The sequence below is a fragment of the Pseudomonas sp. FG36 genome, from assembly GCF_057809275.1.
The window spans coordinates 70,919-94,916 of the sequence record NZ_JBMDJQ010000005.1 but is presented as its reverse complement, the minus strand read 5'-3'; the positions used below and the strand labels follow the sequence as shown (position 1 = coordinate 94,916).

The window sequence follows — 23,998 nt, the reverse complement described above, 5'->3', positions numbered from 1 at the left end:
ATCGACAGCTCTTGCGACTTCCGGTCTACGTCTGTGGACAATATTCGTCAAGCAAAGAGATTTCAGGGATTTAGCGCCTGTGGATAAAACTATCCCCCGGTTGACATCTGTGGTTTTCCACAGACGTACGCTGTGCCAGCAGTTTTTTTCTTAAGTATGGTCCTTTCAAACGGGGCGGCTTTGCAGCCCCGTTTGAAAGGACCCGCGTGGAGGAGCTTCATGCGGTGCTGTGGGTAACTTCACAGCGAGTTGAGGTGGTGTTGCGGCGGGTTACTCGGTCCTCTTGGCACTGCGAAGGCGCGTGACGTTCTCGCCCGTCTGCTTGGCAAACTCATGCGGCGTCACATGGTCCTCACGGTTCGCCTCCAGAAACCGGCTCCACCAGGTCATGATCATCCGGCGCTCTTCGAGGAACTCGGCCTTGTGGGTATAGGCGGCGCGCACGTTGTTGCGCTCCTTGTGGCTCATCTGCCGCTCGATAGCCGTCTCCGACCACAACCCGGACTCGACCAGCGCACTGCACGCCATGGCTCGGAACCCGTGGCCGCAGATATCCACCTTGGTGTCGTAGCCCATCGTCCTGAGCGCGGCATTCACCGTGTTCTCGGACATCGGTTTCCACGGTTTGGCATCCCCCGCGAACACCAGCTCGAACTTGCCGGTGATCGTGTGGATCTGCTCAAGCAAGGCCACTGCCTGCGGCGATAAGGGTACAACGTGAATGTCCCCGGCCATCTTCGTACCTCTTGTGGAAAACGGCACACCGTCCAGCGCCGGGCGGGTGTCGGGGATCTCCCAAATTCCGCGCTTGAGGTCGAACTCATTCCAACGGGCGAAGCGCAGTTCACTGGAGCGTACGAATACATGCAACGACAGCATCACCGTGAGCCGCGTGAGCGGGCGACCTCTGTAATCCTCAATGCATGCCAGTAGCTCTGGCAGCCTCGATAAGGGTAGTGCTGGTCTGTGAGTTACCCGTGGTGTCTTGATCGAGCCATCGAGGTCGTGAGCTGGGTTCGCCGTGATCAGTCGCAGCCGTTTGGCTTCGCGCATGATGCTTTGCAGGTAGTTCTTGACCCTGAGCGCCACGTCGATGGTGCCGCGCTTCGTCACGGCTTCCAGTGGCTGCATGAGGTCGTGGGTGTCCAACTCAACGATTGCTCTGGCACCGATCAAAGGGAACACGTGAGTCCTCAATCGGCTAAGTACAGTCTTGGCGTGGCCGGGCGCCCACTTCGGCACCATGCTCGCATGCCAGTCGAGCGCAACGCTTTCGAAGGTCCGCCCATTGATCACGGCCTGGGTCTTGGTTTGTTGCTTGTACTGGATGGGGTCTATGCCGTTGGCGAGCTGCTGCTTGATCTCGAAACGCTTGCGGCGTGCGTCGCCCAGCCCGACCACCGGATAACTGCCGAGAGCGGTCAGGCCTTCGCGGCCATCGGGTTTAACGTACCTGAGCCGCCAGCCTTTGCGGCCGTTGGGTTGCACAAGCAGGTAAAGACCGTCGCCGTCGAAGAGCTTGTACTCGCGCTCTCTGGGCTTTGCCGTGCGACAGGCGGTATCTGTAAGCGGGGCAGTGGTGCGGGCCATAAGGGTAGTCTCCGATATCGAAACGGACCTCTATCCTTAAAACTACCCTTATTAGCGCTGGCTACCCTCGGAATCCGACGGAACGCCAAAACGAAAAAACCCGCCAGAAGGCGGGTTTTTCGGGGGTTCCAGAGATTTTGAAAGCTTTCTATGGAACCTTGAATGGTGCCGGCACCAGGAATCGAACCCGGGACCTACTGATTACAAGTCAGTTGCTCTACCATCTGAGCTATACCGGCACAGGGGCGTCATTATAGCGATGGATTCGGCGCTGTAAACCACTTCGTTGCATCCAGCGCACAAAACCCTAAGTCACCGAACTGAAAGGAGAATTTTCCTACCAGCCGCGGTGGATGGAGTTGACGCTTGGCTCGGGCTGGCCGGGGTTGAAGAACAGCTTGCCGTTGTCGCAGCCGCGCTTGCGGCAGCTGCCGTCGGCGTTGTGCAGGGGCAGGCCGCGGTCACCGCCCAGCTGCATGCCGGGCATGTTCCAGTTCAACGGGGCCGGCTTGCTGCTTGGCAGGCTGTTGGCGCAGCCGGTCATGGCCAGGGCGAGGGTCAGCAGGGCGAAAGGCTTGGTGTGTTTCACGATGTTCGAGTCCGTTCCGGGATCAGTCTTTGTTCAGGATGCGCTGGATGGTGCCGCCGCAGGCCATGTAGCAGGAGTCGTAATCATTGCCGCAACTGTAGCTGCTCCCCGTATTGAAGGGGTAGCTCGGGTAGTGGCAACTGTGACGCGCTTCCTTCTTGCTCTTGCCGTTCTGGCAGTACTGGTAGGCCCTCATCTCGGCCTGGTACAGCGCACGTTCGCTGTTGTCCTGCAGGCGGGCCATCTGCTGGCAGTGGTTGCGCTCCGTCGAACAGCTGTTGATGCAGTTCATGCCATGCGCGCTGGGCGGTGGTGAGTATCTATAGGTGTAGCTCGGGCCGCAGCCGGTCAGGGCCAAGGCCAGGCAGGCCAGCACGAGGGCGGCCAGACCATTGTGGAAAAGTGCCATGGGTGTTGCAGTCCTTGATCATTCGTCGCTGAACTCCAGCAAATCGCCGGGCTGGCAGTTCAGGGCGCGACACAGCTTCTCCAGGGTCTCGATCTTGAAACCCTTGATCTTGCCGTTCTTCAGCAGCGACAGGTTCGCTTCCGTGATACCGATGATTTCCGCCAGGTCCTTGGAACGCATCTTGTTCCGGGCCATGACGACGTCGAGGCGGATGATTATCGGCATAGGAAGCAGTCAGACATAACAGTTGTGTTCATCGCTGATGGTCTTGGCGTCACGCATGAGCAGCGAGAAGGCACACAGCAGGATGCCTTTCATGATCTCGTAGACAGCCTGCGATGATACACCGATCGAGAAGCTGAAGCTCCTTTCCCCGGCCGGCAGGTCGATGGCCAGGGCCAGGCCTTGCAAGGTGTAGGTCACCGGCCACAGCAGTGGGGTGAAGATGCACAGCAGGCCGACCCACCACAGCAATTTGATATTGGCCGAGGTCCAGGTCTGCCCACGCGAGAGGCGGTGGAAGAACAGGCCGGTCAGGCCGAGGGCCACAACGGAAATCAGCGTGGGAATCATGTCCACCGCCAGTACCAGGCCGACGGCCAGGGGGGATGCCTGGTAGCCGGGTTCGAGCAGGAGCGGCATCTGGTCGCCGTAGGCTTGCAGGTAGCCGTTGAAAATCTCGGGGAAGTCGAAGATGAAGAGCAAGGGCGTGATGGTCAGCTCGACGACCGCGGTTGTCCAGGCCAGGTAGGCGGCGAATGCGCCGATGGTGCGTAGGCGCGAACGCGCATAGGCCACGGATCTACTGTTCATGGGGTGCCTCCGTACAGTGATGAACGGAGCGGATTATTCTTGAATAATTATCGTAAAACAATAATTAATTTTTAGTTTGCCTCGATGGCGACGGTTTGTCGCAGGGGGGGCCTTGCTGGTGATCGCGGGGCAAGCCGGCTCCTGCAAAGACAGCGTGGGGATTATAATTTACGAAGCTTTCAGCAAGCTTTACGGGGGTTTCTTTTGAAAAGTCCATTTTTCCCGAGAAATAATTAGTCTCAACCTATCATTTTGACTAAATCGATCAGCTAAGCTAATCTTGTGTTCATTATGTTGAACAGTAAAGCTTTCAAGCTCCTCTCCTCCTCCCGCCTGGTCTCCCGTGAACGTCACTGGACCGGCGACCTCTAGCGCCACCCTCCCTTTACAGCCGTAAACGTCTCTGTCTGGCGCCGATGCCTGTGCGCTCGGCCGCTGTCGCCCATGGGAGGGCACCATGCGTTCCTGGATCTACCTGATTGTCGCCATCACCTTCGAAGTGATCGGCACGGCGTCGATGAAACTCGCCGCCACTCATTTCCCCGTGATGGGGCATGCCGTCATGTACGTCATGATCTGTCTGTCGTATTTCTTCCTGGCCCTGGCGGTCAAGCGCGTGCCGGTGGGTGTGGCCTACGCGCTGTGGGAAGGTTTCGGTATCGTGCTGATCACCTTGATCAGTGTGCTCTGGCTTGGCGAAAGCCTGGGCTGGACCAAGGCCCTGGGCCTGGCGGTGATGATCGCCGGCATCCTGCTGGTCAAGGCCGGTACCCGCGCCAAGCCCGTCGAGCGTGAAGGGGAGGCCGTGCCATGTTGATTCCATTTGCCTGGCTGGGCCTGGCCATCGTGCTGGAGGTACTGGCCAACCTGCTGCTCAAGTATTCCGACGGTTTCCGCCGCAAAGGCCTGGGCCTGGCCTCGATCCTCTGCGTGCTGGCGGCGTTCACCGCGCTGGCGCAGGCGGTTAAGGACATCGACCTGTCGCTGGCCTACGCCATCTGGGGCGGCTTTGGCATCCTTGCCACCGTGGCCATGGGCTGGGCCTTGTTCGGTCAGCGTCTGGCCGGGCGTGGTTGGTTGGGGCTTGCGTTGCTGCTGGTAGGCATGGGCTTGCTCAAACTGGCTTGACAACTGCCCTTCCAAAGCGCTTGGCAAAATTGCTTATGCACAAGTGGCATTGGCCGCTTGCGCGAAAGGCATGCCGACAGGGGCTACCACCGGTCTTTGCGCAAAGGCCTGTTTTTACTGGCTTTGAGGCCCATGACGGAATAAGCAAAGCAGCGCAAATAGCCCACGGATCCAAGATTTCGCGATTTTCATCACAAGCTTGTACACAGAGTTATCCACAGGCTGTCAACCGCGCTGCGGCGTGGCGTCGCGTTCACCCAGCAACAACAGGTTGCGCGGGGTCAGCGGGTAATCGCAGAACACGCCCAGGCGTACCTTATAGCCTTGCTCCTGCAGGAACAGGGCGCGATCGAGCACCAGCCACATCTCCAGGGGGCGGCGGAACAGGTTGCGTACCTGTTCGAGGTTGCGTACCTGGGCCAGGCGTTGCTGGCCGGCTGCCTCCAGGGCGACCCAGTCGGGTTGGCCGTTGATCGTCAGCTGCTTGAGCTCGGCCAGGTCGCGACAGTAGTGCTCGAAAGGCTTAGCCAGCCAGCTGACCGGCAGCGAAGGAGTGGGCAGGTATTCGTCCACGTCCCGTTGCTGGCGCTGCAGCAGGTCGAACCCGAGGCGGCGGGCCATGGACTGGTCGCGCTGGCGGCGGGTGCGCTGGCTGGAGGTGACTGCTTCGCTCAGCGGCAGGCCCAGGTCTTCCTGGGTCAATGCCAGGGCCGAGGCCTGGGCGTCGCCGGAGAGCGGCTGATAGCGCTTGCCCTGGATGCGGTTGTAGCAGCAGGGCGCGACGGCGATCTGTCGGCATCCCTGCTGGCTTGCCAGTTGCAGCAGCCGCACATGCAGGTCGCCGCAGGCGTGCAGGGCGACCGCGCTCTTGCCGCCATCCAGATGCCGGGCGCTGTCCATGGCCATGACGTCCTGCTGGACATGGGTGGCAGCCAGGTGGTGATGTTCGCTCAGAGCCTTGCCGGCGCTGACCAGCTCGGCGTCGTACTCCAGGCAGGTCAGCTGCTGACCGGGTTGCAGCAGGCGCCTGCCCAGGTGGCCTTTGCCGGAGCACCAGTCGAGCCAGTGCCGCGCAGGCTGGCTGAACGCCAGGCGGCGGCTGAAGGCTTCGATCTGCTGCCACTTGCGGCCGGGGACGTTGACGTCGAGACGGTGGCCGGCGGGGTGCAAGCCGGCATCGGGCAGCTCGCCGACGACGGACAGTGCCTGCGCCTGTGCGGCCAGTTGTGGAAATGGGGCCGGGGCCGCAGGTTGCTCGGGGGCTTCGGCTTGCTCAAGGGTACGTTGGCGCAGCCAGCAGGACAGCTCGGCGTGCTCGTCTTCCCAATCCAGGCGCAAGTGGTTGAACGGGCGCGGGCGCCACAGCTGCTGGTGCTGCAGCAGGAAGTGGTCGAGAGCCTGGAAGCGCTCGAGCAGGTGCTGGTCGTGGAGGTAAGGCGTGGTCGGCATGCAGGCACCGCAGCGCTATCGACAGGGGCCGCCAAGCGGCCCCGATGGTGTTTACAGCCTTAACGCCCTTGGCAGGCATCCACGCGCAGCCAGCGCTCCAACAGCTTGAAGCCCTGCACCAGCACGAACGAGATCAGCAGGTAGAACACCCCGGCGGCAAAGAAGATCTCCACCGGCAGGTAGGTGCGGGCAATGATGGTCCGTGCCATGCCGGTCAATTCCAGCAAGGTCACGGTACTGGCCAGGGCACTGGCCTTGAGCATCAGGATCACTTCGTTGCTGTAGGCCGGCAGGCCGATGCGCGCGGCGCGCGGCAGCATGATGTAGAGCAGCGTCTTGCCCCGCGACATGCCCAGTGCTCGGGCCGCTTCGATCTCGCCCTTGGGGATCGCCTGCAAGGCACCGCGCAGGATCTCGGCGATGTAGGCGGCGGTGTGCAGGGTCATGGTCAGCACCGTGCACCAGAACGGATCGCGCAGATACGGCCACAGCGAGCTGTTGCGCACCACGTCGAACTGGGCCAGGCCGTAGTACACCAGGAACAGCTGCACCAGCAGCGGCGTGCCGCGGAAGAAGAAGATGTAACCGAAGGGCAGGGCGCGCACATACCAGTGTCGCGACGAGCGCGCCACGCCCAGTGGAATGGCCAGGATCAGGCCGGCGATGACGGCGATGGCTACCAGCTCCAGGGTCAGGGTGGCACCCTGGGCCAGGCGTGGCAGCCACTTGATGATGACTTCCCAGTTCATTTATTCGGCCCTCATGAAGCCGCGAGCGGCGCGCTTTTCCAGGAAGTGCATGCCGGTCATGGCAATCACGGTCAGGCCCAGGTAGATGCAGGCGGCCACGGCGTAGAAGGTGAACGGCTCCTTGGTGACGGTCACGCCGATCTGCGCGTGGCGCATGATCTCTTCCAGGCCGATCACCGACACCAGCGCAGTGTCCTTCATCAGGATCATGAACAGGTTGCCCAGGCCCGGCAGGGCGATGCGCCACATCTGCGGGAGGATGATCCGCGACAGGATGCGGCCCTTGGACAGGCCCAGGGCCAGGCCCGCTTCACGATGCCCCTTGGGGATGGCCAGGATCGCGCCGCGGAACACTTCCGTGGCGTAGGCGCCGAAGCACAGGCCGAGGGCGATCACGCCGGCGGTGAAGGCACTGAGCTCCAGGCCAGGCATGTTCAGCAGTTCGCCAAGGCTGTTCATCAGCCCGACGGTGCCAAAGTAGATGAGCAGCACCCAGAGCAGTTCGGGTACGCCGCGCACCAACGTCGAATAAGTACCACCAAGCCATTGCAGCGGCTTGATCGGTGAGGTCTTGGCCAGGGCGCCAAGCAGGCCCAGGACCAGCCCCAGCAGCAAGGCGCAGAGCGCCAGTTTTACGGTCATCAGGGTACCGGCCATCATGGCCGGGCCGAATCCGTGCAGGTCGATATTCATGGGTAATTTTGTTCAAGGGACAGGCATCGCCAGGGCGGCGATGCCTGTCGGGGCGAATCAATAGATGCTGAACGGGAAGTACTTGTCGTTGATCTTCTTGTAGGTACCGTCGGCGACGATTTCCTTCAGTGCGGCATTGAGCTTGTTACGCAGCTCGTTGTCGCCTTTGCGTACTGCGATGCCGACCTTGTCGCTTTCGTTGACCGGTTCGCCCTTGAACTCGTAGTTCTTGCCAGCGTCGGACTTCAACCAGTCGTAGTTGGCGTACTTGTCGGCAAGGATGGCGTCGACACGGCCGGAGGTCAGGTCCAGGTAGGCGTTTTCCTGGTTGTCGTACAGGCTGACCTTGAACTCGCCGTCCATGCCACCGTTGTCGTCCAGCCAGGTCGCGGCCTGGGTGGCGCGCTGTGTGCCGATGGTCTTGCCCTTGAGCGAGGCGCGGTCAGTCTTGAAGTCGGCGCCTTTCTTGGCGATGAACTGCTGCTTGTTCGAGTAGTACGGGTCGGTGAAGTCCACCGCCTGCTTGCGCTCATCGGTGATCGACAGCGACGAGATGATGAAGTCGAACTTCTTCGCGTTCAGCGACGGGATGATGCCGTCCCAGTCGGAGGTGACCACTTCGCATTCGACCTTCATCTTGGCGCACAGGGCGTCGCCGATGTCCTTGTCGAAGCCGACGACCTGGCCGCTGGCATCCTTGTTGTTGAACGGTGGGTAGGCAGCTTCGATACCCATGCGCAGTTTTTCCGCGGCCATGGCGTTGGCCGACATCACCAGCGTGGCAGCAGCTGCCAGGAGGAACTTCTTGTAGGTCTGCATGTATTGCTCCGTTAGCGGTGGCTGGACATGAATTGCTTGCAACGCGCCGAGGTCGGGTTCTCGAAGACCTGCTGCGGCGATCCTTGCTCTTCGACCAGGCCCTGGTGCAGGAAGACCACTTCACTGGACACCTGGCGGGCAAAGTTCATCTCGTGCGTCACCAGCAGCATGGTACGGCCTTCTTCGGCCAGGGCGCGGATGACGTTAAGCACTTCCTGGACCATTTCCGGATCGAGCGCCGAGGTTGGCTCGTCGAACAGGATCACCTTGGGCTTCATGGCCAGGGTACGGGCGATGGCGGCACGTTGTTGCTGGCCACCGGAAAGCTGGGCGGGGTAGCTGTGGCGCTTGTCGAAGATGCCGACCTTGTTCAGCAGCGCCTCGGCATGCTCGATGGCCTCGGCCTTGCTCTGGCCGAGCACGCGGCGCGGCGCCTCGATGATGTTGTCGAGGATCGACATGTGTGGCCACAGGTTGAAATTCTGAAAGACAAAGCCGATCTCGCTGCGCAGGCGGTTGATCTGGCGATTGTCGGCGGCGATCAGGTCGCCGTTTTTCTGCGCCTTGAGCTTGAGGGCTTCACCGGCGACCAGGATCTCGCCCTGGTGCGGGTTCTCCAGCAGGTTGATGCAGCGCAGCAGGGTGGACTTGCCAGAGCCGGACGAGCCGAGGATGGAGATCACGTCACCGTCGCGCGCGGTCAGCGAAATGCCCTTGAGAATTTCCTGCTCGCCATAGCGTTTGTGCAGGTTGCGGATTTCCAGCGCGGGCGTGGCCTGAGCCATTTGCGGTCCTCATGTGTTCGGGTGCGTTCCCAGCTGTTGGCGGCCTTCCTGGCGAGCGCCACGCTAGCATAGCGGCGCAACGGCGGCCAACCGGGTCGCGGGGTGCTCGGGTCGCTGGTGGGACAGTTTGTCGCATCGCTGCAGTGGACTGTCGCCAGGATGTCCGCAATAGCGTTTTGCCCAGCACCGGAGCCTTGATGAAAAAAGGCGCGATGGTGCCAGCTTTGGCCCGGTCTGGGAAGCCGTTTTTAGCCGGGTGGCACTGTGTCGCGGACTAGACGGGGGCAAGGTTGCGCCTGTTGGTTGCGCTTTCTGTTGCGCAGAATTCGTGCGCAGGTGTTACCGAGGAGCACCTTTGGTGCGTTTGTAAGTGGGTATTTCCGTAATCCAGACTTGGCATGGGGTTTTGGTGGCCTTTCGGTCAAAGCTTGGCACAATGCCCTGCAAGCCGCGCCGTTATTGGTGGCAGAAACATTTCAGACGAAAGTCATTCTCAGGTGGCCCGCTTATTGCCCTCTGGAAATCACTGAATGCGGCGTCGCCTATCCACACCCCGGCGCGCTGGCCAGTCATTCGTGTAGTCCACCTCCTTACAAAGGTAGTTTTATGAGCGGTAACAATTCCAATGACCTCGCTCAGGGGCTCAAGCAACGGCATGTGACCATGCTGTCCATCGCCGGCGTGATCGGCGCAGGGCTGTTCGTAGGCTCCGGCCACGCCATCGCCGCCGCCGGCCCCGCCGTGCTGCTGGCCTACGCCGCGGCCGGTACCCTGGTCGTGCTGGTGATGCGCATGCTCGGCGAAATGGCCGTCGCCTCGCCTGACACCGGTTCCTTCTCCACCTACGCCGACCGCGCCATCGGGCGCTGGGCCGGTTTTACCATCGGCTGGCTGTACTGGTGGTTCTGGGTGCTGGTGATTCCGCTGGAGGCCAACGCCGCCGCCGCCATCCTGCATGCCTGGTTCCCCTCGGTGGACCTGTGGGCGTTCTCGTTGATCATTACCCTGGCGCTGACCATCACCAACCTGTTCAGCGTGAAGAACTACGGTGAGTTCGAGTTCTGGTTCGCCCTGCTCAAGGTGCTGGCGATCATCGGCTTCATCGTCGTCGGTTGCACGGCCATGTTCGGCATGGTGCCGAGTAGCCAGATCAGCGGCGTCAGCCACCTGTTCGACACCCAGGGTTTCATGCCCAATGGCCTGGGCGCGGTGCTGGCCGCCATGCTGACCACCATGTTCTCGTTCATGGGGACCGAGATCGTCACCATCGCCGCCGCCGAATCGAAGGATCCGGGCAAGCAGATCAGCCGCGCCACCAACTCGGTGATCTGGCGTATCTGCCTGTTCTACCTGGTGTCGATCTTCCTGGTCGTGGCCATGGTGCCGTGGAACGATCCGGCCCTGGCCGAGAAAGGCTCCTACCAGACTGTCCTCAGCCTGATCGGCGTGCCGAACGCCAAGCTGATCGTCGACATCGTCGTGCTGATCGCCGTGACCAGCTGCCTGAACTCGGCGCTGTACACCTCCTCGCGCATGCTCTTCTCCCTGAGCAAGCGTGGCGACGCCCCGGCGGTTGCCCAGCGCACCACCAAGGCCGGCACCCCGCACTGGGCCGTGCTGCTGTCCACTGCCGCAGCCTTCCTGTGCGTGTTCGCCAACTTCCTGGCCCCGGCCGCAGTGTTCGAGTTCCTGCTGGCCAGCTCCGGTGCTATTGCCTTGCTGGTGTACCTGGTGATCGCCGTGTCGCAACTGCGCATGCGTGCCCAGCGTGAAGCCAGCGGTGAGAAGATCTCGTTCAAGATGTGGCTGTTCCCAGGCCTGACCTGGGCGACCATCGCCTTCATCGTTGCCATTCTGGTGGTGATGGGGCTGCGCGAAGATCATCGTGCCGAGATCATCGCCACGGCAATCCTCAGCATTGGTGTGGTGGCAGCTGGTCTGCTGGTGCACCGCAAGCGTGGCGCTGCTGCGCGTGTGGCGTTGGATAGCTGATCCACAAGTGAAATGAAAAGGCCGCGTCCTGTGAAGGGCGCGGCCTTTTTTGTCTGCACGGGTTGTGGAAGCGGGTGCGGTTCGACTCAGCCGAACTGCTTCTGCTGTTGCTGCTGCTTGGCCACGACCTCCGAGGCGGTGACATAGGCGTCCTGGAACTCGTCGCTCTCCAGCCAGGCCATGGTCGTGTCCTCGTCGGCGCCATCCAGCCATTTGCGGTAGGCGGTGAACACCATGACGATGTAGTCGGTGGCGTGCTCTTCCTTGTGGCCCTTGAGCACCAGCGCCAGCAGCGGGTCGACAAGGAACACCGAGATCATCGGTACCAGGCCGTTTTCCTGGGCTTCCTTCATCTTCTCGAACAGGCTGTTGTAGCTGCCCGATTCCATGGCCTTGTTGAACACCTGCTCGACACTGGCACTGTCGCCAGCGCTGGTCTTGACCGCCTGGCCGCTGCGCACCATGCGGTTCTGCTTGGCCTTGGTGGCGGCGCGCTTGGCGCGTTTCTGTTGCTTGGTGCTGGTGGCCATGGGTGGATCCTTGGGCTGACTGGTAAAGGCGCGTATTGAAGCGTAGTTGCGCGAGAAACCCAAGAGGCCGCCCAGCGGCCCCAAAGTGTTCAGCTCACCAGCGCCGCCGGCTCATCTTCCTCAAACCCCCGCGAAGCCCGCCCGACCAGTAACGGGTCCGGCGCATGCGCCACGCTGTGGTCCTTGCCTGGATAATCCAGCGAGTGCAGGAAGTGACGAATGCAGTTGATCCGCGCGCGCTTCTTGTCGTCCGACTTGATCACCGTCCATGGCGCATCGGCCGTGTCGGTATGGAAGAACATCGCTTCCTTGGCAGCGGTGTAGTCCTCCCACTTGTCCAGCGACTTGATGTCGATGGGTGAGAGTTTCCAGTGCTTGAGCGGGTCGTCGCGGCGGGAGATGAAGCGGCGCAACTGCTCCTCGCGGTTCACCGAGAACCAGAACTTGAACAGCAGGATGCCACTGTTGCACAGCATGCGTTCGAGGTCAGGTGCCTGGCGCATGAACTCCAGGTATTGCAGGGGCGAGCAGAAATCCATCACCTTCTCGACCCCGGCGCGGTTGTACCAGGAGCGATCGAAGAACACCATTTCACCGGCGGTGGGCAGGTGCTGCACATAGCGCTGGAAGTACCACTGGCCCTTTTCCTGCTCGGAGGGCTTCTCCAGTGCCACGATCCGCGCACCGCGCGGGTTCAGGTGTTCCATGAAGCGCTTGATGGTGCCGCCCTTGCCCGCAGCATCACGGCCCTCGAACAGCACGACGATGCGCTGACCGGTTTCCTTCACCCAGTTCTGTACCTTGAGCAGCTCGATCTGCAGGTCGTGCTTGGCCTTCTCGTAGTCCTGGCGGCGCATGCGCGTGCGGTACGGGTAGCTGGCCGGCAGGCGTGCCGAGGTGCTGTCCTCGCTGCTGCCCTTGCGCGCGTTGGCCACTTCCAGAGCGGCGGGCTGCTGGCTGACCTGGGTAATGGTCTCTGGTGCGGCGGCGCTGGCGGCAGGCTTGCGCTGGCGCGGGCGACGGGTGCGAGGGATGGGCTTGGCGCTGCTGTCGGCCTCGGCAGGCGATGGCAGGAGGAGGGTGGCGGATTCTTCGCTCATGGAGGTCCTTGCGGGGTCGTTCGAATGTCCACCTTCCATCCTATGAGCGCATGGCAAGTGGCTTTTTGATATCGATCAACCGGGCATGAAGGAGCTAGAAGAAAAATCGCAGGCAACAAAAAACCCGCACTAGGCGGGTTTCTTGTGTCGCTTCGGGTAACTTTGCAACCACCAGAAGCTGAAGGTGGTGCCCAGAGACGGAGTCGAACCGCCGACACGAGGATTTTCAATCCTCTGCTCTACCGACTGAGCTATCTGGGCGACGGGGTGAATTAAATAGATTTTCTCAGAGGCCGTCAACGACTTTTTCAAAAAAATTTAAATTAATTCCGTCGCTTACGGTTTTCGTGGTCAATTCGAGGGTGGAACGTAGCCTTCAGCCTGGGCGTAATCCTCGCCGGCGAAGAACTTGTCCATCTCGGCCTGGATGAACTTGCGGTCCTCGGCATTCATCATGTTCAGGCGCTTCTCGTTGATCAGCATGGTCTGGTGGTCCTGCCACTCCTTCCAGGCCTTCTGCGAGATGTGCTCGAAGATGTCCTGGCCCTTGGCGCCCGGGTAGGGTGGGCGGTCGAGGCCTGGGAGTTCTTCGTTGTACTTGCGGCACTTCACGGTGCGGGTCATCGCTTCTCTCCTGCAATCAGTTCGTCGGCCGCGCGTTGCAGCAGCTTCTTGACCGGGGCGGCGAGGCCCAGGCGCGGCGGGGTGGCGAGGTTATACCAGAGCCAGTCGGGCTCGGCCACGTGCGCGCCGACGGGGTCGACACGCACCAGCCAAGGCTCGATGGCCAGCTGGAAATGGCTGAAGGTGTGGGTCAGGCCTGCCAGGGCCTGGCTGCCAGCCAGGCGCAGGCCGTGCTGGTAGGCGAGGTCTTCGAGCTGCTCGAGGCTGTCCAGCTCCGGCAGGCTCCACAGGCCGCCCCACAGGCCGGTGGAGGGCCGGCGGTAGAGCAGGATCGCGCCTTCGTGGTTGGTCAGCAGCGGCATCAGGGTCTTGCGCTGGGGCAGGGCCTTGCGCGGCTTGGGCTCGGGGTAGCGGGTCTCTTCGCCGTGCAGATGGGCTTCGCAACCGCGCTGCAACGGGCAGATCAGGCAGCTGGGCTTGCTGCGCGTGCACAGCGTCGCGCCCATGTCCATCATCGCCTGGGTGTAGTGGTTGGCCCGGGTCATCGGCGTGAAGCGCTCGGCGCTGGCCCACAGCTGGTTGGCTACCTTCGGCTCGCCCGGGTAGCCGGCCTGGGCGGTGAAGCGGGCCAGTACGCGCTTGACGTTGCCGTCGAGGATCGGCGCGCGGATGCCCATGCTGATGCTGGCGATGGCCCCGGCGGTGGAGCGGCCGATACCGGGCAGCTCGGTGAGCTGCTCGACGCTGCGCGGAAACTCGCCGCCATGTTGCTCGACGACGATCTTCGCGGCCTTTTGCAGGTTACGGGCACGGGTGTAGTAGCCCAGGCCCGTCCACAGGTGCAGCACCTCGTCCTCCGGCGCCTCGGCCAGCGCCTGCACGGTGGGCAGGGCCTGCATGAAGCGGTCGAAGTAGTTGAGCACGGTGCTGACCTGGGTCTGCTGCAACATGATTTCCGACACCCACACCCGATACGGGGTGATGCCCTGTTGCCAGGGCAGGTCATGCCGACCGTACTGGTCGTACCAGTCCAGCACGGCGCTGGAGAACTGCTGGGGTGTCATCGCTTGAACAGCCCCTTCAATGCATCTTTGAGTTCAGGGCTCACCTTGTCTCCGAGTTTCTCTTCGAGCTTTTCATCGATCTTGTCTTTCAAGCGGTTGCCGGCCAGCTTGGCGGCCACCTTGCCCAGGCCGTCCTGGTCCAGGCGGCAGGCCTTGGCGCCCAGCTCCAGCGGGCCGCGGCAGCGCAGCGGCACTTCGACGCCGACATAGCGCTCGTTGACCTGGCAGGCCGGGTCGGGCATGGCGCGCTGGTCGCCTTCGACGACCACGCCGACGTTGTAGTCCATGCCCAGCACGCGCAGGTCGAGGTCGCCGTGGCCGTTGACGGTCAGGCCTGGGATACGCACCTTGAGGTCTGGGTTGCTGGCCACGCCGTTACGCATTACCAGGCTGCCGCGCAGCTCCTGGAACGGCGTGTCCTTGCCACGGGGTTCGCCGCTGAGTTGCTTGCGGTTGAGGGTGGCGATGGCCTGGCACAGTTGCTGTTCCAGGTTGGCGTTGACCAGCACGCCGTCGTTGATGGTGAAGCTGGCATTGCCATTGAGCGTATCGACCAGCGCCTTCTGGCTGTTGCCGGTGGCGGTGAGGTCGCTGTTCAGGGTCAGCAGGCCCTTGACCGGCGGCGCCTGCTCAGGGGATTCACGCTTGATGAAGTGTTCCACTGGCACGCGGTTGATCTTGGTGTTGACGCCGATCTGCGGCACGGCAGGGCGTACATCCACGGTGCCCTTGGCCTCGAAGGTGCCGTTGTACAGGGCGCCGCGCAGGGTTTGCAGGGTGATCAGGCCGCCTTGGCCGCTGGCGGTCAGCTGCGCATCGCTGATCGGCAGCTTGTCCAGCGTCAGGGCGCCGAACGACAGGTCGGCCTGCAGATCGAGGGCGCGCAGGCGGTCGACCGGCAGCAGCTTGTCGCCGCTCCAGGCAACTTGCGTCGGTGCGTCGGGCAGCGGCGTGGAGCCGGCGCCGGCGACGGCAGTGGCTTCCTGCTGCTTGACCTCGGCCTGGCGCGCTGCGGTGGCACCCTTGGCTTCCTCGCTCTTGGCCGGCAGGTAGCGGTCGGCGTCGAACTTGTCGCCCTTGAGGCGCACGCGCAGGGCCTGCTTGGCGAAGTCTTCCACGGCGACCCGGCCGGTGAAGGTGCTGTCGTCCAGCTTCACCGCCAGGTCTTCGAGGGCGAGGCTGTTCGGCGTGCCTTGCAGGCGGGTGACCAGTTCCAGCTTCTTGAACGCTGCCGCGTCGGCGGTGGCGGGCAGCGGGTGGCCGATACCGTCGAGGAAGGTGCGCAGGTCGAACTGGGCGATGGATAGGCCGCCGCTGACCTGCGGCGTCTTGTCGAGGTCGCGCACGTTCAGCTCGCCCAGGGCACGCAACTGGTTGGCCGAGACCTTCAGGCCGCTCCAGGAGGCGACATTGGCCGCCAGGTCGACCAGCACCTGGCCTTGGGCGGCGAAGGTCATGGTCTTGCCGGCCAGTGGCTCGCCCGAGGTTTCGCCAGACAGGCGCATGTCCTCGAGGTTGTAGCGCTTGAGACGGCGGTCGAAGCGCAGTTCGCCGGTCAGCTCGGTGCGCGCCTTCAGGTTCGGCTGGCTGGCGCTGAGGAAGGCGCTGGCCTTGAGCGGGATGTTCACGCCTTCGTGCACGGGGCCGGTGCTCAACTGAATGCTTTCGGCGCCGTAGGTCTGGCCGGCTTTCTCGTCGGTATAAAGTACGCGGGCGTTGTTGACGGTCAGGCTGTCGATATCGAGCTTGACCGAGCGCTCGCCACTTTCCGGCTTGGCAGGTTCCGTCGCTGAGCGTGCATCGGGCGTGCTCGCCGGTGCGCTGGCGATCGCCGGGTCCGGCAATGGCTTGCCGATGTCTTCCCAGTTGCCATGGCCGTTGGCATCGCGGGTCAGCGTCAGGTTGAGGCCTTCGACCCGCACGTCGCTCATCTGCACTTCACGGCGCAGCAGCGGCAGCACACGTACCGACAGGCCGAGCATCTGCAGGTCGGCGAAAGGCACCTTGGGGTTGTTCAGCGTGGCGATGCTGGCCTCGTGCAGCTCCAGGCCCAGCCACGGGAACAGGCTCCAGCCAATGTCGCCGTTGAGGGTCAGTTCCACGTGGGCCTTGTCGCGGGCCAGCTGGCGGATTTCTTCTTTGTAGTCGTTGGGATCGAAGAGGTGGGTCAGGGCGAAGCCCAGCGCCACGATGATCAGCAACAACCCGAGAAGCCCCAGCCCCAGGATTTTGCCGAACGCTTTCATGGGCGAGTCCTTGTAGTCCGATTATGAATTTCAGCGGCGAGTATAGCGCTGTGGGTATAGGCACTGCGTATCCGACATTTCGACAGTGGGATTGACGGCAGTTCATTTATTGCTTGTCCGGGCCTCATCGCCGGCTTGCCGGCGATGCAGGCGCCACCGATAGTGGATTGATCGTTTCAGTTGACGAAAAAAACACGATATCAGATTGCTTTCATGTCACCCGCTGCTGGTAATCTTGCGCCCGCCCGTGGAGCCCCGCGACCCATTGTCGCGGGTGATGCCTGAAGCGGCCGGGCTGCCTTGCGTGCAGCCATACAGAGCCGTCCACGCGCACAGCCCACCTACAAAAGGATCAATCCATGAACAGCAGTATCACGGCGGGGGCGGCGGCAAGCACGCCGGGCTTCCTGTCGAAGGAGCGCATCATCGCCCGCCCGGGCTTCAACCGCTGGCTGGTGCCGCCGGCGGCCCTGGCCATTCACCTGTGCATCGGCATGGCCTATGGCTTCTCGGTGTTCTGGCTGCCGCTGTCCCAGGCTCTGGGTGTCAGCGCGCCAGTGGCCTGCGCCGCCGACATGGGCTTCGTCGCCCGCCTGTTCAGCGCCGAGTGCGACTGGCCGATCTCCATGCTCAGCTGGATCTACACCCTGTTCTTCGTGTTCCTCGGCTGCTCGGCCGCGGTGCTCGGTGGCTGGCTGGAGCACGCCGGCCCGCGCAAGGCCGGCCTGGTCTCGGCACTGTGCTGGTGCGGCGGCCTGCTGATCTCGGCGATCGGCGTGAAGACCCACCAGCTGTGGCTGATGTGGCTGGGGTCGGGGGTGATCGGCGGGATCGGCCTGGGCCTGGGCTACATTTCGCCGGTCTCGACCCTGATCAAGTGGTTCCCGGACAAGCGCGGCATGGCAACCGGCATGGCGATCATGGGCTTTGGTGGAGGTGCCATGGTGGGCGCTCCTCTGGCCACCGCGCTCATGGGCCACTTCGGCAGCGCGACCGAGGTGGGTGTATGGCAGAGCTTTGTCGCCATGGCCGCGATCTACTTCGTGTTCATGACTGCGGGCGCCCTGACCTACCGCGTGCCGCCAACCGGCTGGAAGCCCGAAGGCTGGACACCGCCGGCGAAGAAAGCCAACGCCATGGTCACCGACCGCCACGTGCATGTGAGCGTGGCCTGGAAAACCCCGCAGTTCGCCCTGGTGTGGCTGGTGCTGTGCCTGAACGTCTCGGCCGGTATCGGCATTCTCGGCATGGCTTCGCCACTGCTGCAGGAAGTGTTCGCCGGCAAGCTGCTGGGCAACGAGCTGACCTTCAGTGAGCTGAATGCCGCGCAGCTGGCGCAAATTGCCGCGATCGCCGCCGGTTTCACCGGTCTGCTGAGCCTGTTCAACATCGGCGGGCGCTTCTTCTGGGCGTCGTTCTCCGACTACATCGGCCGCAAGAACACCTACTTCGCCTTCTTCGCCCTGGGCGTGGGTCTCTACAGCCTGGTGCCGAACATGGGCCACATCGGCAACGTGGCGCTGTTCGTGGCGGCGTTCTGCATCATCCTGTCGATGTACGGCGGCGGCTTCGCCACCGTGCCGGCGTACCTGGCCGACCTGTTCGGCACGCAGATGGTCGGTGCCATCCATGGTCGCCTGCTGACTGCCTGGGCGGCGGCCGGCGTGCTCGGTCCGGTGCTGATCACTTACTTGCGCGAGGCGCAGCTGGCGGCGGGCGTGGAGCGGGCCGCGGCCTACGACATGACCCTGTACATCCTGGCCGGCCTGCTGGTGCTGGGCTTCATCTGCAACATGCTGGTGCGCCCGGTGGCGGACAAGTACTTCATGACCGACGCCGAACTGGCGGCCGAGCGCGCGCTGAGCCATGACAAGGGCGCCGATTCCGCGCGTTCGCTGGAGTGGCACGCGGCGCCGGGCAGCCTGCCGCTGGTGCTGGTGGCCTGGGCGGTGGTGGTGATTCCGCTGGCCTGGGGGGTGTGGATCACCCTGCAGAAGACTGCGGTGCTGTTTCATTGATGGATGACACGGCTGGCTGACTGGCTGGCTTCAAGGGCCCTGTCGCGGGGCAAGTCGCATCGGCGCACCGCGATGGGGTCAACAGAAAAATCTGCTTGTATAGACCTGTAGGTCTCTCCCACCCCCGTAATTACTAGCCCTGCCATATGTCATCCGCGTTTCAAGCTGGCGCGTTCTGGGCCTATAATGGAGCCCTTTTCGCCCAATGATTTTGCGGAGCTGGTGATGGTCGAACGTAAGGCTTCCGTCGAGCGCAATACCCTGGAAACCCAGGTCAAGTGCTCGATCAACCTCGATGGCAGCGGCAAGGCCCGATTTGAAATCGGCGTGCCTTTCCTTGAACACATGCTCGACCAGATCGCCCGGCATGGGCTGATCGACCTGGACATCGAGTGCAAGGGCGACCTGCATATCGACGACCACCATACCGTCGAGGACGTCGGCATCACCCTGGGCATGGCGTTCGCCCAGGCCATCGGCGACAAGAAAGGCATCTTCCGCTACGGCCATGCCTATGTGCCGCTGGACGAGGCCCTGTCGCGCGTGGTCATCGACTTCTCCGGGCGTCCGGGCCTGCAGATGCACGTGCCGTATACCCGCGCCACCGTGGGCGGCTTCGATGTCGACCTGTTCCAGGAGTTCTTCCAGGGCTTCGTCAACCATGCCCTGGTGACCCTGCATATCGACAACCTGCGTGGCCACAACACCCACCACCAGATCGAGACCGTGTTCAAGGCGTTCGGCCGCGCGCTGCGCATGGCCGTTACCCTCGACGAGCGCATGGCCGGGCAGATGCCGTCCACCAAGGGATGCCTGTAAATGCAGACGGTAGCCGTAATCGACTATGGCATGGGCAACCTGCACTCGGTGGCCAAGGCCCTGGAGCATGTGGGCGCCGGCAAGGTGTTGGTGACCAGCGACGCCGCGGTGATTCGTGAAGCCGACCGCGTGGTGTTCCCGGGCGTCGGCGCGATCCGCGACTGCATGGCCGAGATCCGCCGCCTGGGCTTCGACAGCCTGGTGCGCGAAGTCAGCCAGGACCGCCCGTTCCTGGGTATCTGCGTGGGCATGCAGGCGCTGCTCGAGCGCAGCGAGGAAAACGACGGTGTCGACTGCATCGGCTTGTTCCCCGGCCAGGTGCGCTTCTTCGGTAAAGACCTGAAGGAAGACGGCGAGCACCTGAAGGTGCCGCACATGGGCTGGAACGAAGTCGGCCAGACCATCGACCACCCGCTGTGGCATGACATCCCCGACCGTGCGCGTTTCTACTTCGTGCACAGCTACTTCATCGAGGCCGGCAAGCCGGGCCAGGTGGTCGGTCGCGGCCACTACGGCGTCGATTTCGCCGCCGCGCTGGCCGAAGGCTCGCGTTTCGCCGTGCAGTTCCACCCGGAGAAGAGCCATACCCATGGCCTGCAGCTGCTGCAGAACTTCGTCGCCTGGGACGGGCGCTGGTAAATGAGCCGATCGAAGACCAAGGCCCCCGTCATCACCCTGACCCCGGAGCAGGAGCGCGAGGCGCTCGACACGCTCAAGCGCTTCCTCGAAGACCGCTTCGAGCTGGAGCTGGGGTCGTTCGAGGTGGCCGAGGTCCTCGAGCTGTTCAGCAAAGAGATTGCACCCCATTACTACAACAGGGCGATTGCCGATGTTCAGCTGCACCTCAAGGAGCGGTTCGAGAGCATCGAAAGCGACCTGTGGGCGCTCGAGAAGCCCTGAATTCCAACGATTAGACAGGTTCCTCACATGCTGATTATCCCCGCTATCGATCTCAAGGACGGTGCCTGCGTACGCCTGCGCCAAGGCCGCATGGAAGACTCCACGGTATTTTCCGACGACCCGGTGAGCATGGCCGCCAAATGGGTCGAGGGTGGCTGCCGCCGCCTGCACCTGGTCGACCTCAACGGCGCTTTCGAAGGCCAGCCGGTCAACGGTGAAGTGGTCACGGCTATCGCCAAGCGCTACCCGACCCTGCCGATCCAGATCGGCGGTGGCATTCGCTCGCTGGAAACCATCGAGCACTACGTCAAGGCTGGTGTCAGCTACGTGATCATCGGCACCAAGGCGGTCAAGCAGCCTGAGTTCGTCGCCGAAGCGTGCAAGGCGTTCCCTGGCAAGGTCATCGTCGGCCTGGACGCCAAGGACGGCTTCGTCGCCACCGACGGCTGGGCCGAAGTGAGCAGCGTGCAGGTCATCGACCTGGCCAAGCGTTTCGAGGCCGATGGCGTCTCGGCGATCGTCTACACCGACATCGCCAAGGACGGCATGATGCAGGGCTGCAACGTGCCCTTCACCAAGGCCCTGGCCGAAGCCACGCGCATTCCGGTGATCGCCTCGGGCGGCATCCACAACCTGGGCGACATCAAGGCCCTGCTGGACGCCAAGGCACCGGGCATCATCGGCGCCATCACCGGCCGTGCCATCTACGAAGGCACCCTCGACGTCGCCGAGGCCCAGGCCTTCTGCGACAACTACCAAGGCTGAGGAGCGATCATGGCACTGGCCAAGCGCATCATCCCTTGCCTGGACGTGGACAACGGCCGGGTGGTCAAGGGCGTCAAGTTCGAGAACATCCGCGATGCCGGCGACCCGGTGGAGATCGCCCGGCGCTACGATGAGCAGGGCGCCGACGAGATCACCTTCCTCGACATCACCGCCAGCGTCGATGGCCGTGACACCACCCTGCATACCGTCGAGCGCATGGCCAGCCAGGTGTTCATCCCGCTGACCGTGGGTGGTGGCGTGCGTACCGTGCAGGACATCCGCAACCTGCTCAACGCCGGTGCCGACAAGGTGTCGATCAACACCGCCGCGGTGTTCAACCCGGAGTTCGTGGGCGAGGCGGCGGACCGTTTCGGTTCGCAGTGCATCGTCGTTGCCATCGACGCCAAGAAAGTCTCCGGCCCGGGCGAAACCCCGCGCTGGGAGATCTTCACCCACGGCGGGCGCAAGCCTACCGGGCTGGATGCGGTGGAGTGGGCGAAGAAGATGGAAGGCCTGGGGGCTGGCGAGATCCTGCTGACCAGCATGGACCAGGATGGCATGAAGAATGGCTTCGACCTGGGCGTGACCCGCGCCATCAGCGATGCGCTGGGGATTCCGGTGATTGCTTCCGGCGGCGTGGGTAACCTGCAGCACCTGGCCGAAGGCATCCTGGAAGGGCATGCCAGCGCGGTGCTGGCGGCGAGCATCTTCCACTTTGGCGAGTACACGGTACCGGAAGCCAAGGCCTACATGGCTTCGCGCGGTATTGTCGTACGCTGAAAAAATGATTGGGGCCGCAACGCGGCCCCAATTGAATCACCCGTGATTCTTGCCCAGCAAGGCATGGTAAAGCTCGGTATCCCCGAGTATCCCCACTACCTTGTCGTTATCCTGCAGCACCAGCTTGTTGCCGGTCTGGTAACGAATCTGCAGCGCCTCGCGCATGCCGATATCGGCGTGCACCACGGTCGGCCTGCGTTCCAGCAAGCCGACGTCCTGCCCCGGCGCCCAGTTCTGCATGTCCAGGCCATTCTGGCCCTGGCGTGCGCGCTTGAGCGAGCCGCCCTCGCCAAGGTCCAGCCATGAGTCGATGCCAGGGTCCAGGCACACCGAACCGTTGACCCGCCGGCAATTGTCCAGGCTGCGCATCAGGCTGCGGCCGCACAGCACGTTGAGCGGGTTGGTATGGGCAACGAAGGTACGCACGTATTCGTCGGCCGGGTTGAGCACGATCTCTTCCGGCTTGCTGTACTGGATAATGCGTCCGTCCTTCATGATGGCGATGCGGCTGCCCAGTTTCAGCGCCTCGTCCAGGTCGTGGCTGACGAACACGATGGTCTTGCTCAGCTTGCTCTGCAGGGCCAGCAATTCGTCCTGCAGGCCCTGGCGGATCAGCGGGTCGAGGGCCGAGAACGGCTCGTCCATCAGCAGGATGTCAGCGTCCATCGCCAGCGCCCGGGCCAGGCCCACGCGCTGCTGCATGCCACCGGAGAGTTCGTCCGGTTTCTTGTTGCGCCACTGGGTCAGGCCCACCAGCTCGAGCTTTTCATCCACCAGCTTGCGCCGTTCCTTCTCCGGCCGGCCCTGCATTTCCAGGCCGAAGCTGATGTTCTCGCGCACCGTCAGCCAGGGCATCAGGGCGAACTTCTGGAACACCATGGCGATGCGCTTGGTGCGCATCATCTTCAGCTCTGCCGGGGTGCAGTGGGCGATATCGATGTGCTTGCCTTCGTGCTCGACGAACAGCTTGCCGCGGCTCACGGTGTTGAGGCCGTTGATGCAGCGCAGCAGGCTGGACTTGCCCGAACCGGACAGGCCCATGAGCACGCAGATCTCGCCTTTGTTGATGTCCAGGTTGGCCTTTTCGACGCCGACCACCAGGCCCGTCTGCTTGAGGATCTGCTCGCGGGTCTTGCCCTGGTCGAGCAGGGCCAGCGCTTCGCGCGGCTTGCTGGAGAAGATGACGTCGACGTCTTCGAAACGAATGATGCTCATGCCTCACCCCTTACCGGCAGCTCCGGTTGCTTGCAGATACGGTCGAGCATGATCGCCAGCAGCACGATGGCCAGGCCCGCTTCGAAGCCCAGGGAGATATCGGCGGTGTTCAGTGCGTTGACCACGGGTTTGCCCAGGCCGTCGGCGCCGACCAGGGCGGCGATCACCACCATCGACAGCGACAGCATGATGCATTGCGTCACCCCGGCGGCGATGCTCGGCATGGCGTGCGGCAGTTCGATGCGGGTCAGCAACTGGCGGCGCGAGCAGCCGAAGGCCTTGCCGGCGTCCATCAGTTCCTGCGGCACGTCGCAGATACCCAGGTAAGTCAGGCGGATGGGCGCGGCGATGGCAAACACCACGGTGGAGATCAGCCCCGGCACCACGCCCAGGCCGAACAGGGTCAGGGTCGGGATCAGGTAGACGAAGGTGGGCACGGTCTGCATCAAGTCCAGCACCGGGCGCATGGCGGTGTAGAACATCGGCTTGTGCGCGGCGGCGATGCCCAGCGGCACGCCGATGACCACGCAGACCACCGTGGCGAAGGTGACCTGCGCCAGGGTTTCCATGGTTTCCTGCCAGTAGCCCAGGTTGAGGATCAGCAGGAACGACAGGGCGACGAAGACGGTGAGCGCCCACTTGCGCTGGATCAGGTGCGCGAGGCCGGCGAACAGGGCGATTAGCACGAACGGGTTGAACCAGGTCAGGGCGCTGGTGACCCCATGGATCATGAATTCCAGGCCTGCGGCGATGGCGTCGAAGTAGCTGGCGCCATTCTGGGTCAACCATTCGACGAATGAGGCGATGTACTGCCCCAGGGGTATTTTCTGATCGATAAGCATGATAGCGAGCTTCCACCTGCAAAGATTGAAATCAGTCCGGGGTGGGCACGGTCCCACCCCGCGGTGTTGCCATGGCGTC

General features: G+C 62.9%; 26 protein-coding genes and 2 tRNA genes. 9 read left to right on the top strand and 19 right to left on the bottom strand.

Annotated elements, in window-relative coordinates; all coding sequences use genetic code 11:
* Positions 1 to 270: 270 nt before the first annotated feature.
* The 6 genes from ACODS9_RS06415 to ACODS9_RS06390 all read right to left on the bottom strand — a co-directional run bounded on the left by ACODS9_RS06415 (position 271) and on the right by ACODS9_RS06390 (position 3,401).
* Positions 271 to 1,590 (bottom strand): tyrosine-type recombinase/integrase, encoded by a 1,320-nt coding sequence (locus ACODS9_RS06415; protein WP_242810006.1) that lies wholly within the window; start codon positions 1,588 to 1,590, stop codon positions 271 to 273.
* A 163-nt stretch (positions 1,591 to 1,753) separates the two neighbouring features.
* Positions 1,754 to 1,829: transfer RNA gene (locus ACODS9_RS06410), tRNA-Thr, on the bottom strand.
* A gap of 98 nt (positions 1,830 to 1,927) precedes the next feature.
* Positions 1,928 to 2,179, bottom strand: coding sequence for a hypothetical protein (locus tag ACODS9_RS06405; RefSeq protein WP_371918090.1), 252 nt, complete (start codon positions 2,177 to 2,179; stop codon positions 1,928 to 1,930).
* Between the two features lie 22 nt (positions 2,180 to 2,201).
* The gene (locus ACODS9_RS06400; RefSeq protein WP_046853791.1) at positions 2,202 to 2,588 is read right to left on the bottom strand and encodes a hypothetical protein; all 387 of its coding nucleotides are present in this window, start codon (positions 2,586 to 2,588) and stop codon (positions 2,202 to 2,204) included.
* Between the two features lie 18 nt (positions 2,589 to 2,606).
* Positions 2,607 to 2,813, bottom strand: a complete 207-nt coding sequence (locus tag ACODS9_RS06395; protein WP_023629980.1) for a helix-turn-helix domain-containing protein — start codon at positions 2,811 to 2,813, stop codon at positions 2,607 to 2,609.
* 9 nt (positions 2,814 to 2,822) lie between these two features.
* Positions 2,823 to 3,401 carry a hypothetical protein gene (locus ACODS9_RS06390; protein WP_038706991.1) on the bottom strand — a complete coding sequence of 193 codons (579 nt, stop codon included), beginning with the start codon at positions 3,399 to 3,401 and terminating at the stop codon, positions 2,823 to 2,825.
* 457 nt (positions 3,402 to 3,858) lie between these two features.
* Here ACODS9_RS06390 and ACODS9_RS06385 point away from each other — a divergent pair, with 457 nt between their 5' ends.
* Positions 3,859 to 4,218 (top strand): multidrug/spermidine efflux SMR transporter subunit MdtJ, encoded by a 360-nt coding sequence (locus tag ACODS9_RS06385; RefSeq protein WP_023629979.1) that lies wholly within the window; start codon positions 3,859 to 3,861, stop codon positions 4,216 to 4,218.
* Positions 4,212 to 4,529: a multidrug/spermidine efflux SMR transporter subunit MdtI gene (gene mdtI, locus ACODS9_RS06380; protein WP_023629978.1), complete on the top strand. Its 318-nt coding sequence runs from the start codon at positions 4,212 to 4,214 to the stop codon at positions 4,527 to 4,529. Before ACODS9_RS06385 ends, mdtI begins: the two co-directional genes overlap by 7 nt.
* 225 nt (positions 4,530 to 4,754) lie before the next feature.
* On the opposite strand, the gene ACODS9_RS06375 is transcribed toward mdtI, so the two are convergent.
* Genes ACODS9_RS06375 through ACODS9_RS06355 form a run of 5 tightly spaced genes read right to left on the bottom strand, consistent with a single transcriptional unit; the run spans position 4,755 to position 9,024 of the window.
* Positions 4,755 to 5,978, bottom strand: a complete 1,224-nt coding sequence (locus ACODS9_RS06375; protein WP_489093526.1) for a methyltransferase — start codon at positions 5,976 to 5,978, stop codon at positions 4,755 to 4,757.
* 59 nt (positions 5,979 to 6,037) lie between these two features.
* Positions 6,038 to 6,727 (bottom strand): ABC transporter permease, encoded by a 690-nt coding sequence (locus tag ACODS9_RS06370; RefSeq protein ID WP_023630847.1) that lies wholly within the window; start codon positions 6,725 to 6,727, stop codon positions 6,038 to 6,040.
* Complete coding sequence (locus ACODS9_RS06365) at positions 6,728 to 7,420, bottom strand: ABC transporter permease (RefSeq protein WP_023630848.1); 693 nt, start codon at positions 7,418 to 7,420, stop codon at positions 6,728 to 6,730. It abuts the gene before it with no gap.
* A gap of 57 nt (positions 7,421 to 7,477) precedes the next feature.
* Positions 7,478 to 8,239: an ABC transporter substrate-binding protein gene (locus ACODS9_RS06360; protein WP_023630849.1), complete on the bottom strand. Its 762-nt coding sequence runs from the start codon at positions 8,237 to 8,239 to the stop codon at positions 7,478 to 7,480.
* Positions 8,240 to 8,250: 11 nt separating this feature from the next.
* Positions 8,251 to 9,024 (bottom strand): ABC transporter ATP-binding protein, encoded by a 774-nt coding sequence (locus ACODS9_RS06355; RefSeq protein ID WP_046853793.1) that lies wholly within the window; start codon positions 9,022 to 9,024, stop codon positions 8,251 to 8,253.
* A gap of 606 nt (positions 9,025 to 9,630) precedes the next feature.
* Here ACODS9_RS06355 and gabP point away from each other — a divergent pair.
* The gene (gabP, locus tag ACODS9_RS06350) at positions 9,631 to 11,016 is read left to right on the top strand and encodes a GABA permease (RefSeq protein ID WP_489093525.1); all 1,386 of its coding nucleotides are present in this window, start codon (positions 9,631 to 9,633) and stop codon (positions 11,014 to 11,016) included.
* An 86-nt stretch (positions 11,017 to 11,102) separates the two neighbouring features.
* Here the strand turns inward: gabP and ACODS9_RS06345 are convergent, their stop codons facing one another.
* The 6 genes from ACODS9_RS06345 to ACODS9_RS06320 all read right to left on the bottom strand — a co-directional run bounded on the left by ACODS9_RS06345 (position 11,103) and on the right by ACODS9_RS06320 (position 16,580).
* Positions 11,103 to 11,546, bottom strand: a complete 444-nt coding sequence (locus ACODS9_RS06345) for a hypothetical protein (RefSeq protein WP_489093524.1) — start codon at positions 11,544 to 11,546, stop codon at positions 11,103 to 11,105.
* Between the two features lie 89 nt (positions 11,547 to 11,635).
* Positions 11,636 to 12,646, bottom strand: coding sequence for a polyphosphate kinase 2 (gene ppk2, locus ACODS9_RS06340; RefSeq protein ID WP_489093523.1), 1,011 nt, complete (start codon positions 12,644 to 12,646; stop codon positions 11,636 to 11,638).
* 185 nt (positions 12,647 to 12,831) lie between these two features.
* Positions 12,832 to 12,907: transfer RNA gene (locus ACODS9_RS06335), tRNA-Phe, on the bottom strand.
* A gap of 90 nt (positions 12,908 to 12,997) precedes the next feature.
* Complete coding sequence (locus ACODS9_RS06330) at positions 12,998 to 13,270, bottom strand: oxidative damage protection protein (RefSeq protein WP_011536185.1); 273 nt, start codon at positions 13,268 to 13,270, stop codon at positions 12,998 to 13,000.
* The gene (gene mutY / locus ACODS9_RS06325) at positions 13,267 to 14,334 is read right to left on the bottom strand and encodes an A/G-specific adenine glycosylase (RefSeq protein ID WP_489093522.1); all 1,068 of its coding nucleotides are present in this window, start codon (positions 14,332 to 14,334) and stop codon (positions 13,267 to 13,269) included. The genes ACODS9_RS06330 and mutY overlap by 4 nt, the downstream gene beginning before the upstream one ends.
* On the bottom strand, positions 14,331 to 16,580 hold the full coding sequence (locus ACODS9_RS06320) for an AsmA family protein (protein ID WP_489093521.1): 2,250 nt from the start codon (positions 16,578 to 16,580) through the stop codon (positions 14,331 to 14,333). Before ACODS9_RS06320 ends, mutY begins: the two co-directional genes overlap by 4 nt.
* A 359-nt stretch (positions 16,581 to 16,939) precedes the next feature.
* Between ACODS9_RS06320 and ACODS9_RS06315 the strand changes: the two genes are divergently transcribed.
* The 6 genes from ACODS9_RS06315 (at position 16,940) to hisF (ending at position 21,862) form a co-directional block, all read left to right on the top strand.
* Complete coding sequence (locus ACODS9_RS06315; RefSeq protein WP_489093520.1) at positions 16,940 to 18,598, top strand: OFA family MFS transporter; 1,659 nt, start codon at positions 16,940 to 16,942, stop codon at positions 18,596 to 18,598.
* 225 nt (positions 18,599 to 18,823) lie between these two features.
* Positions 18,824 to 19,417 carry an imidazoleglycerol-phosphate dehydratase HisB gene (hisB, locus tag ACODS9_RS06310; protein ID WP_028688464.1) on the top strand — a complete coding sequence of 198 codons (594 nt, stop codon included), beginning with the start codon at positions 18,824 to 18,826 and terminating at the stop codon, positions 19,415 to 19,417.
* Entirely contained in the window at positions 19,418 to 20,056 is a 639-nt protein-coding gene (gene hisH / locus ACODS9_RS06305; RefSeq protein WP_046853802.1) for an imidazole glycerol phosphate synthase subunit HisH, read from the top strand. It abuts the gene before it with no gap.
* Positions 20,057 to 20,317: a DUF2164 domain-containing protein gene (locus ACODS9_RS06300; RefSeq protein ID WP_401107269.1), complete on the top strand. Its 261-nt coding sequence runs from the start codon at positions 20,057 to 20,059 to the stop codon at positions 20,315 to 20,317.
* 27 nt (positions 20,318 to 20,344) lie between these two features.
* A complete protein-coding gene (gene hisA / locus ACODS9_RS06295; protein ID WP_046853804.1) occupies positions 20,345 to 21,082 on the top strand; it encodes a 1-(5-phosphoribosyl)-5-[(5-phosphoribosylamino)methylideneamino]imidazole-4-carboxamide isomerase in 738 nt (245 codons plus the stop codon).
* Positions 21,083 to 21,091: 9 nt separating this feature from the next.
* On the top strand, positions 21,092 to 21,862 hold the full coding sequence (hisF, locus tag ACODS9_RS06290) for an imidazole glycerol phosphate synthase subunit HisF (RefSeq protein ID WP_489093519.1): 771 nt from the start codon (positions 21,092 to 21,094) through the stop codon (positions 21,860 to 21,862).
* A 36-nt stretch (positions 21,863 to 21,898) separates the two neighbouring features.
* Here the strand turns inward: hisF and choV are convergent, their stop codons facing one another.
* Both choV and choW read right to left on the bottom strand, forming a co-directional pair.
* Positions 21,899 to 23,077 carry a choline ABC transporter ATP-binding protein gene (gene choV / locus ACODS9_RS06285; protein WP_023629857.1) on the bottom strand — a complete coding sequence of 393 codons (1,179 nt, stop codon included), beginning with the start codon at positions 23,075 to 23,077 and terminating at the stop codon, positions 21,899 to 21,901.
* On the bottom strand, positions 23,074 to 23,922 hold the full coding sequence (gene choW, locus ACODS9_RS06280) for a choline ABC transporter permease subunit (protein WP_172670914.1): 849 nt from the start codon (positions 23,920 to 23,922) through the stop codon (positions 23,074 to 23,076). The genes choV and choW overlap by 4 nt, the downstream gene beginning before the upstream one ends.
* Positions 23,923 to 23,998 lie beyond the last annotated feature (76 nt).

Bases quoted from the DNA above. Each gene is read 5' to 3' on its own strand.
- ACODS9_RS06415 (WP_242810006.1), bottom strand. From the start codon at position 1,590: ATGGCCCGCACCACTGCCCCGCTTACAGATACCGCCTGTCGCACGGCA.
- ACODS9_RS06400 (WP_046853791.1), bottom strand. From the start codon at position 2,588: ATGGCACTTTTCCACAATGGTCTGGCCGCCCTCGTGCTGGCCTGCCTG.
- ACODS9_RS06395 (WP_023629980.1), bottom strand. From the start codon at position 2,813: ATGCCGATAATCATCCGCCTCGACGTCGTCATGGCCCGGAACAAGATG.
- ACODS9_RS06390 (WP_038706991.1), bottom strand. From the start codon at position 3,401: ATGAACAGTAGATCCGTGGCCTATGCGCGTTCGCGCCTACGCACCATC.
- ACODS9_RS06385 (WP_023629979.1), top strand. From the start codon at position 3,859: ATGCGTTCCTGGATCTACCTGATTGTCGCCATCACCTTCGAAGTGATC.
- mdtI (WP_023629978.1), top strand. From the start codon at position 4,212: ATGTTGATTCCATTTGCCTGGCTGGGCCTGGCCATCGTGCTGGAGGTA.
- ACODS9_RS06375 (WP_489093526.1), bottom strand. From the start codon at position 5,978: ATGCCGACCACGCCTTACCTCCACGACCAGCACCTGCTCGAGCGCTTC.
- ACODS9_RS06370 (WP_023630847.1), bottom strand. From the start codon at position 6,727: ATGAACTGGGAAGTCATCATCAAGTGGCTGCCACGCCTGGCCCAGGGT.
- ACODS9_RS06365 (WP_023630848.1), bottom strand. From the start codon at position 7,420: ATGAATATCGACCTGCACGGATTCGGCCCGGCCATGATGGCCGGTACC.
- ACODS9_RS06360 (WP_023630849.1), bottom strand. From the start codon at position 8,239: ATGCAGACCTACAAGAAGTTCCTCCTGGCAGCTGCTGCCACGCTGGTG.
- ACODS9_RS06355 (WP_046853793.1), bottom strand. From the start codon at position 9,024: ATGGCTCAGGCCACGCCCGCGCTGGAAATCCGCAACCTGCACAAACGC.
- gabP (WP_489093525.1), top strand. From the start codon at position 9,631: ATGAGCGGTAACAATTCCAATGACCTCGCTCAGGGGCTCAAGCAACGG.
- ACODS9_RS06345 (WP_489093524.1), bottom strand. From the start codon at position 11,546: ATGGCCACCAGCACCAAGCAACAGAAACGCGCCAAGCGCGCCGCCACC.
- ppk2 (WP_489093523.1), bottom strand. From the start codon at position 12,646: ATGAGCGAAGAATCCGCCACCCTCCTCCTGCCATCGCCTGCCGAGGCC.
- ACODS9_RS06330 (WP_011536185.1), bottom strand. From the start codon at position 13,270: ATGACCCGCACCGTGAAGTGCCGCAAGTACAACGAAGAACTCCCAGGC.
- mutY (WP_489093522.1), bottom strand. From the start codon at position 14,334: ATGACACCCCAGCAGTTCTCCAGCGCCGTGCTGGACTGGTACGACCAG.
- ACODS9_RS06320 (WP_489093521.1), bottom strand. From the start codon at position 16,580: ATGAAAGCGTTCGGCAAAATCCTGGGGCTGGGGCTTCTCGGGTTGTTG.
- ACODS9_RS06315 (WP_489093520.1), top strand. From the start codon at position 16,940: ATGAACAGCAGTATCACGGCGGGGGCGGCGGCAAGCACGCCGGGCTTC.
- hisB (WP_028688464.1), top strand. From the start codon at position 18,824: ATGGTCGAACGTAAGGCTTCCGTCGAGCGCAATACCCTGGAAACCCAG.
- hisH (WP_046853802.1), top strand. From the start codon at position 19,418: ATGCAGACGGTAGCCGTAATCGACTATGGCATGGGCAACCTGCACTCG.
- ACODS9_RS06300 (WP_401107269.1), top strand. From the start codon at position 20,057: ATGAGCCGATCGAAGACCAAGGCCCCCGTCATCACCCTGACCCCGGAG.
- hisA (WP_046853804.1), top strand. From the start codon at position 20,345: ATGCTGATTATCCCCGCTATCGATCTCAAGGACGGTGCCTGCGTACGC.
- hisF (WP_489093519.1), top strand. From the start codon at position 21,092: ATGGCACTGGCCAAGCGCATCATCCCTTGCCTGGACGTGGACAACGGC.
- choV (WP_023629857.1), bottom strand. From the start codon at position 23,077: ATGAGCATCATTCGTTTCGAAGACGTCGACGTCATCTTCTCCAGCAAG.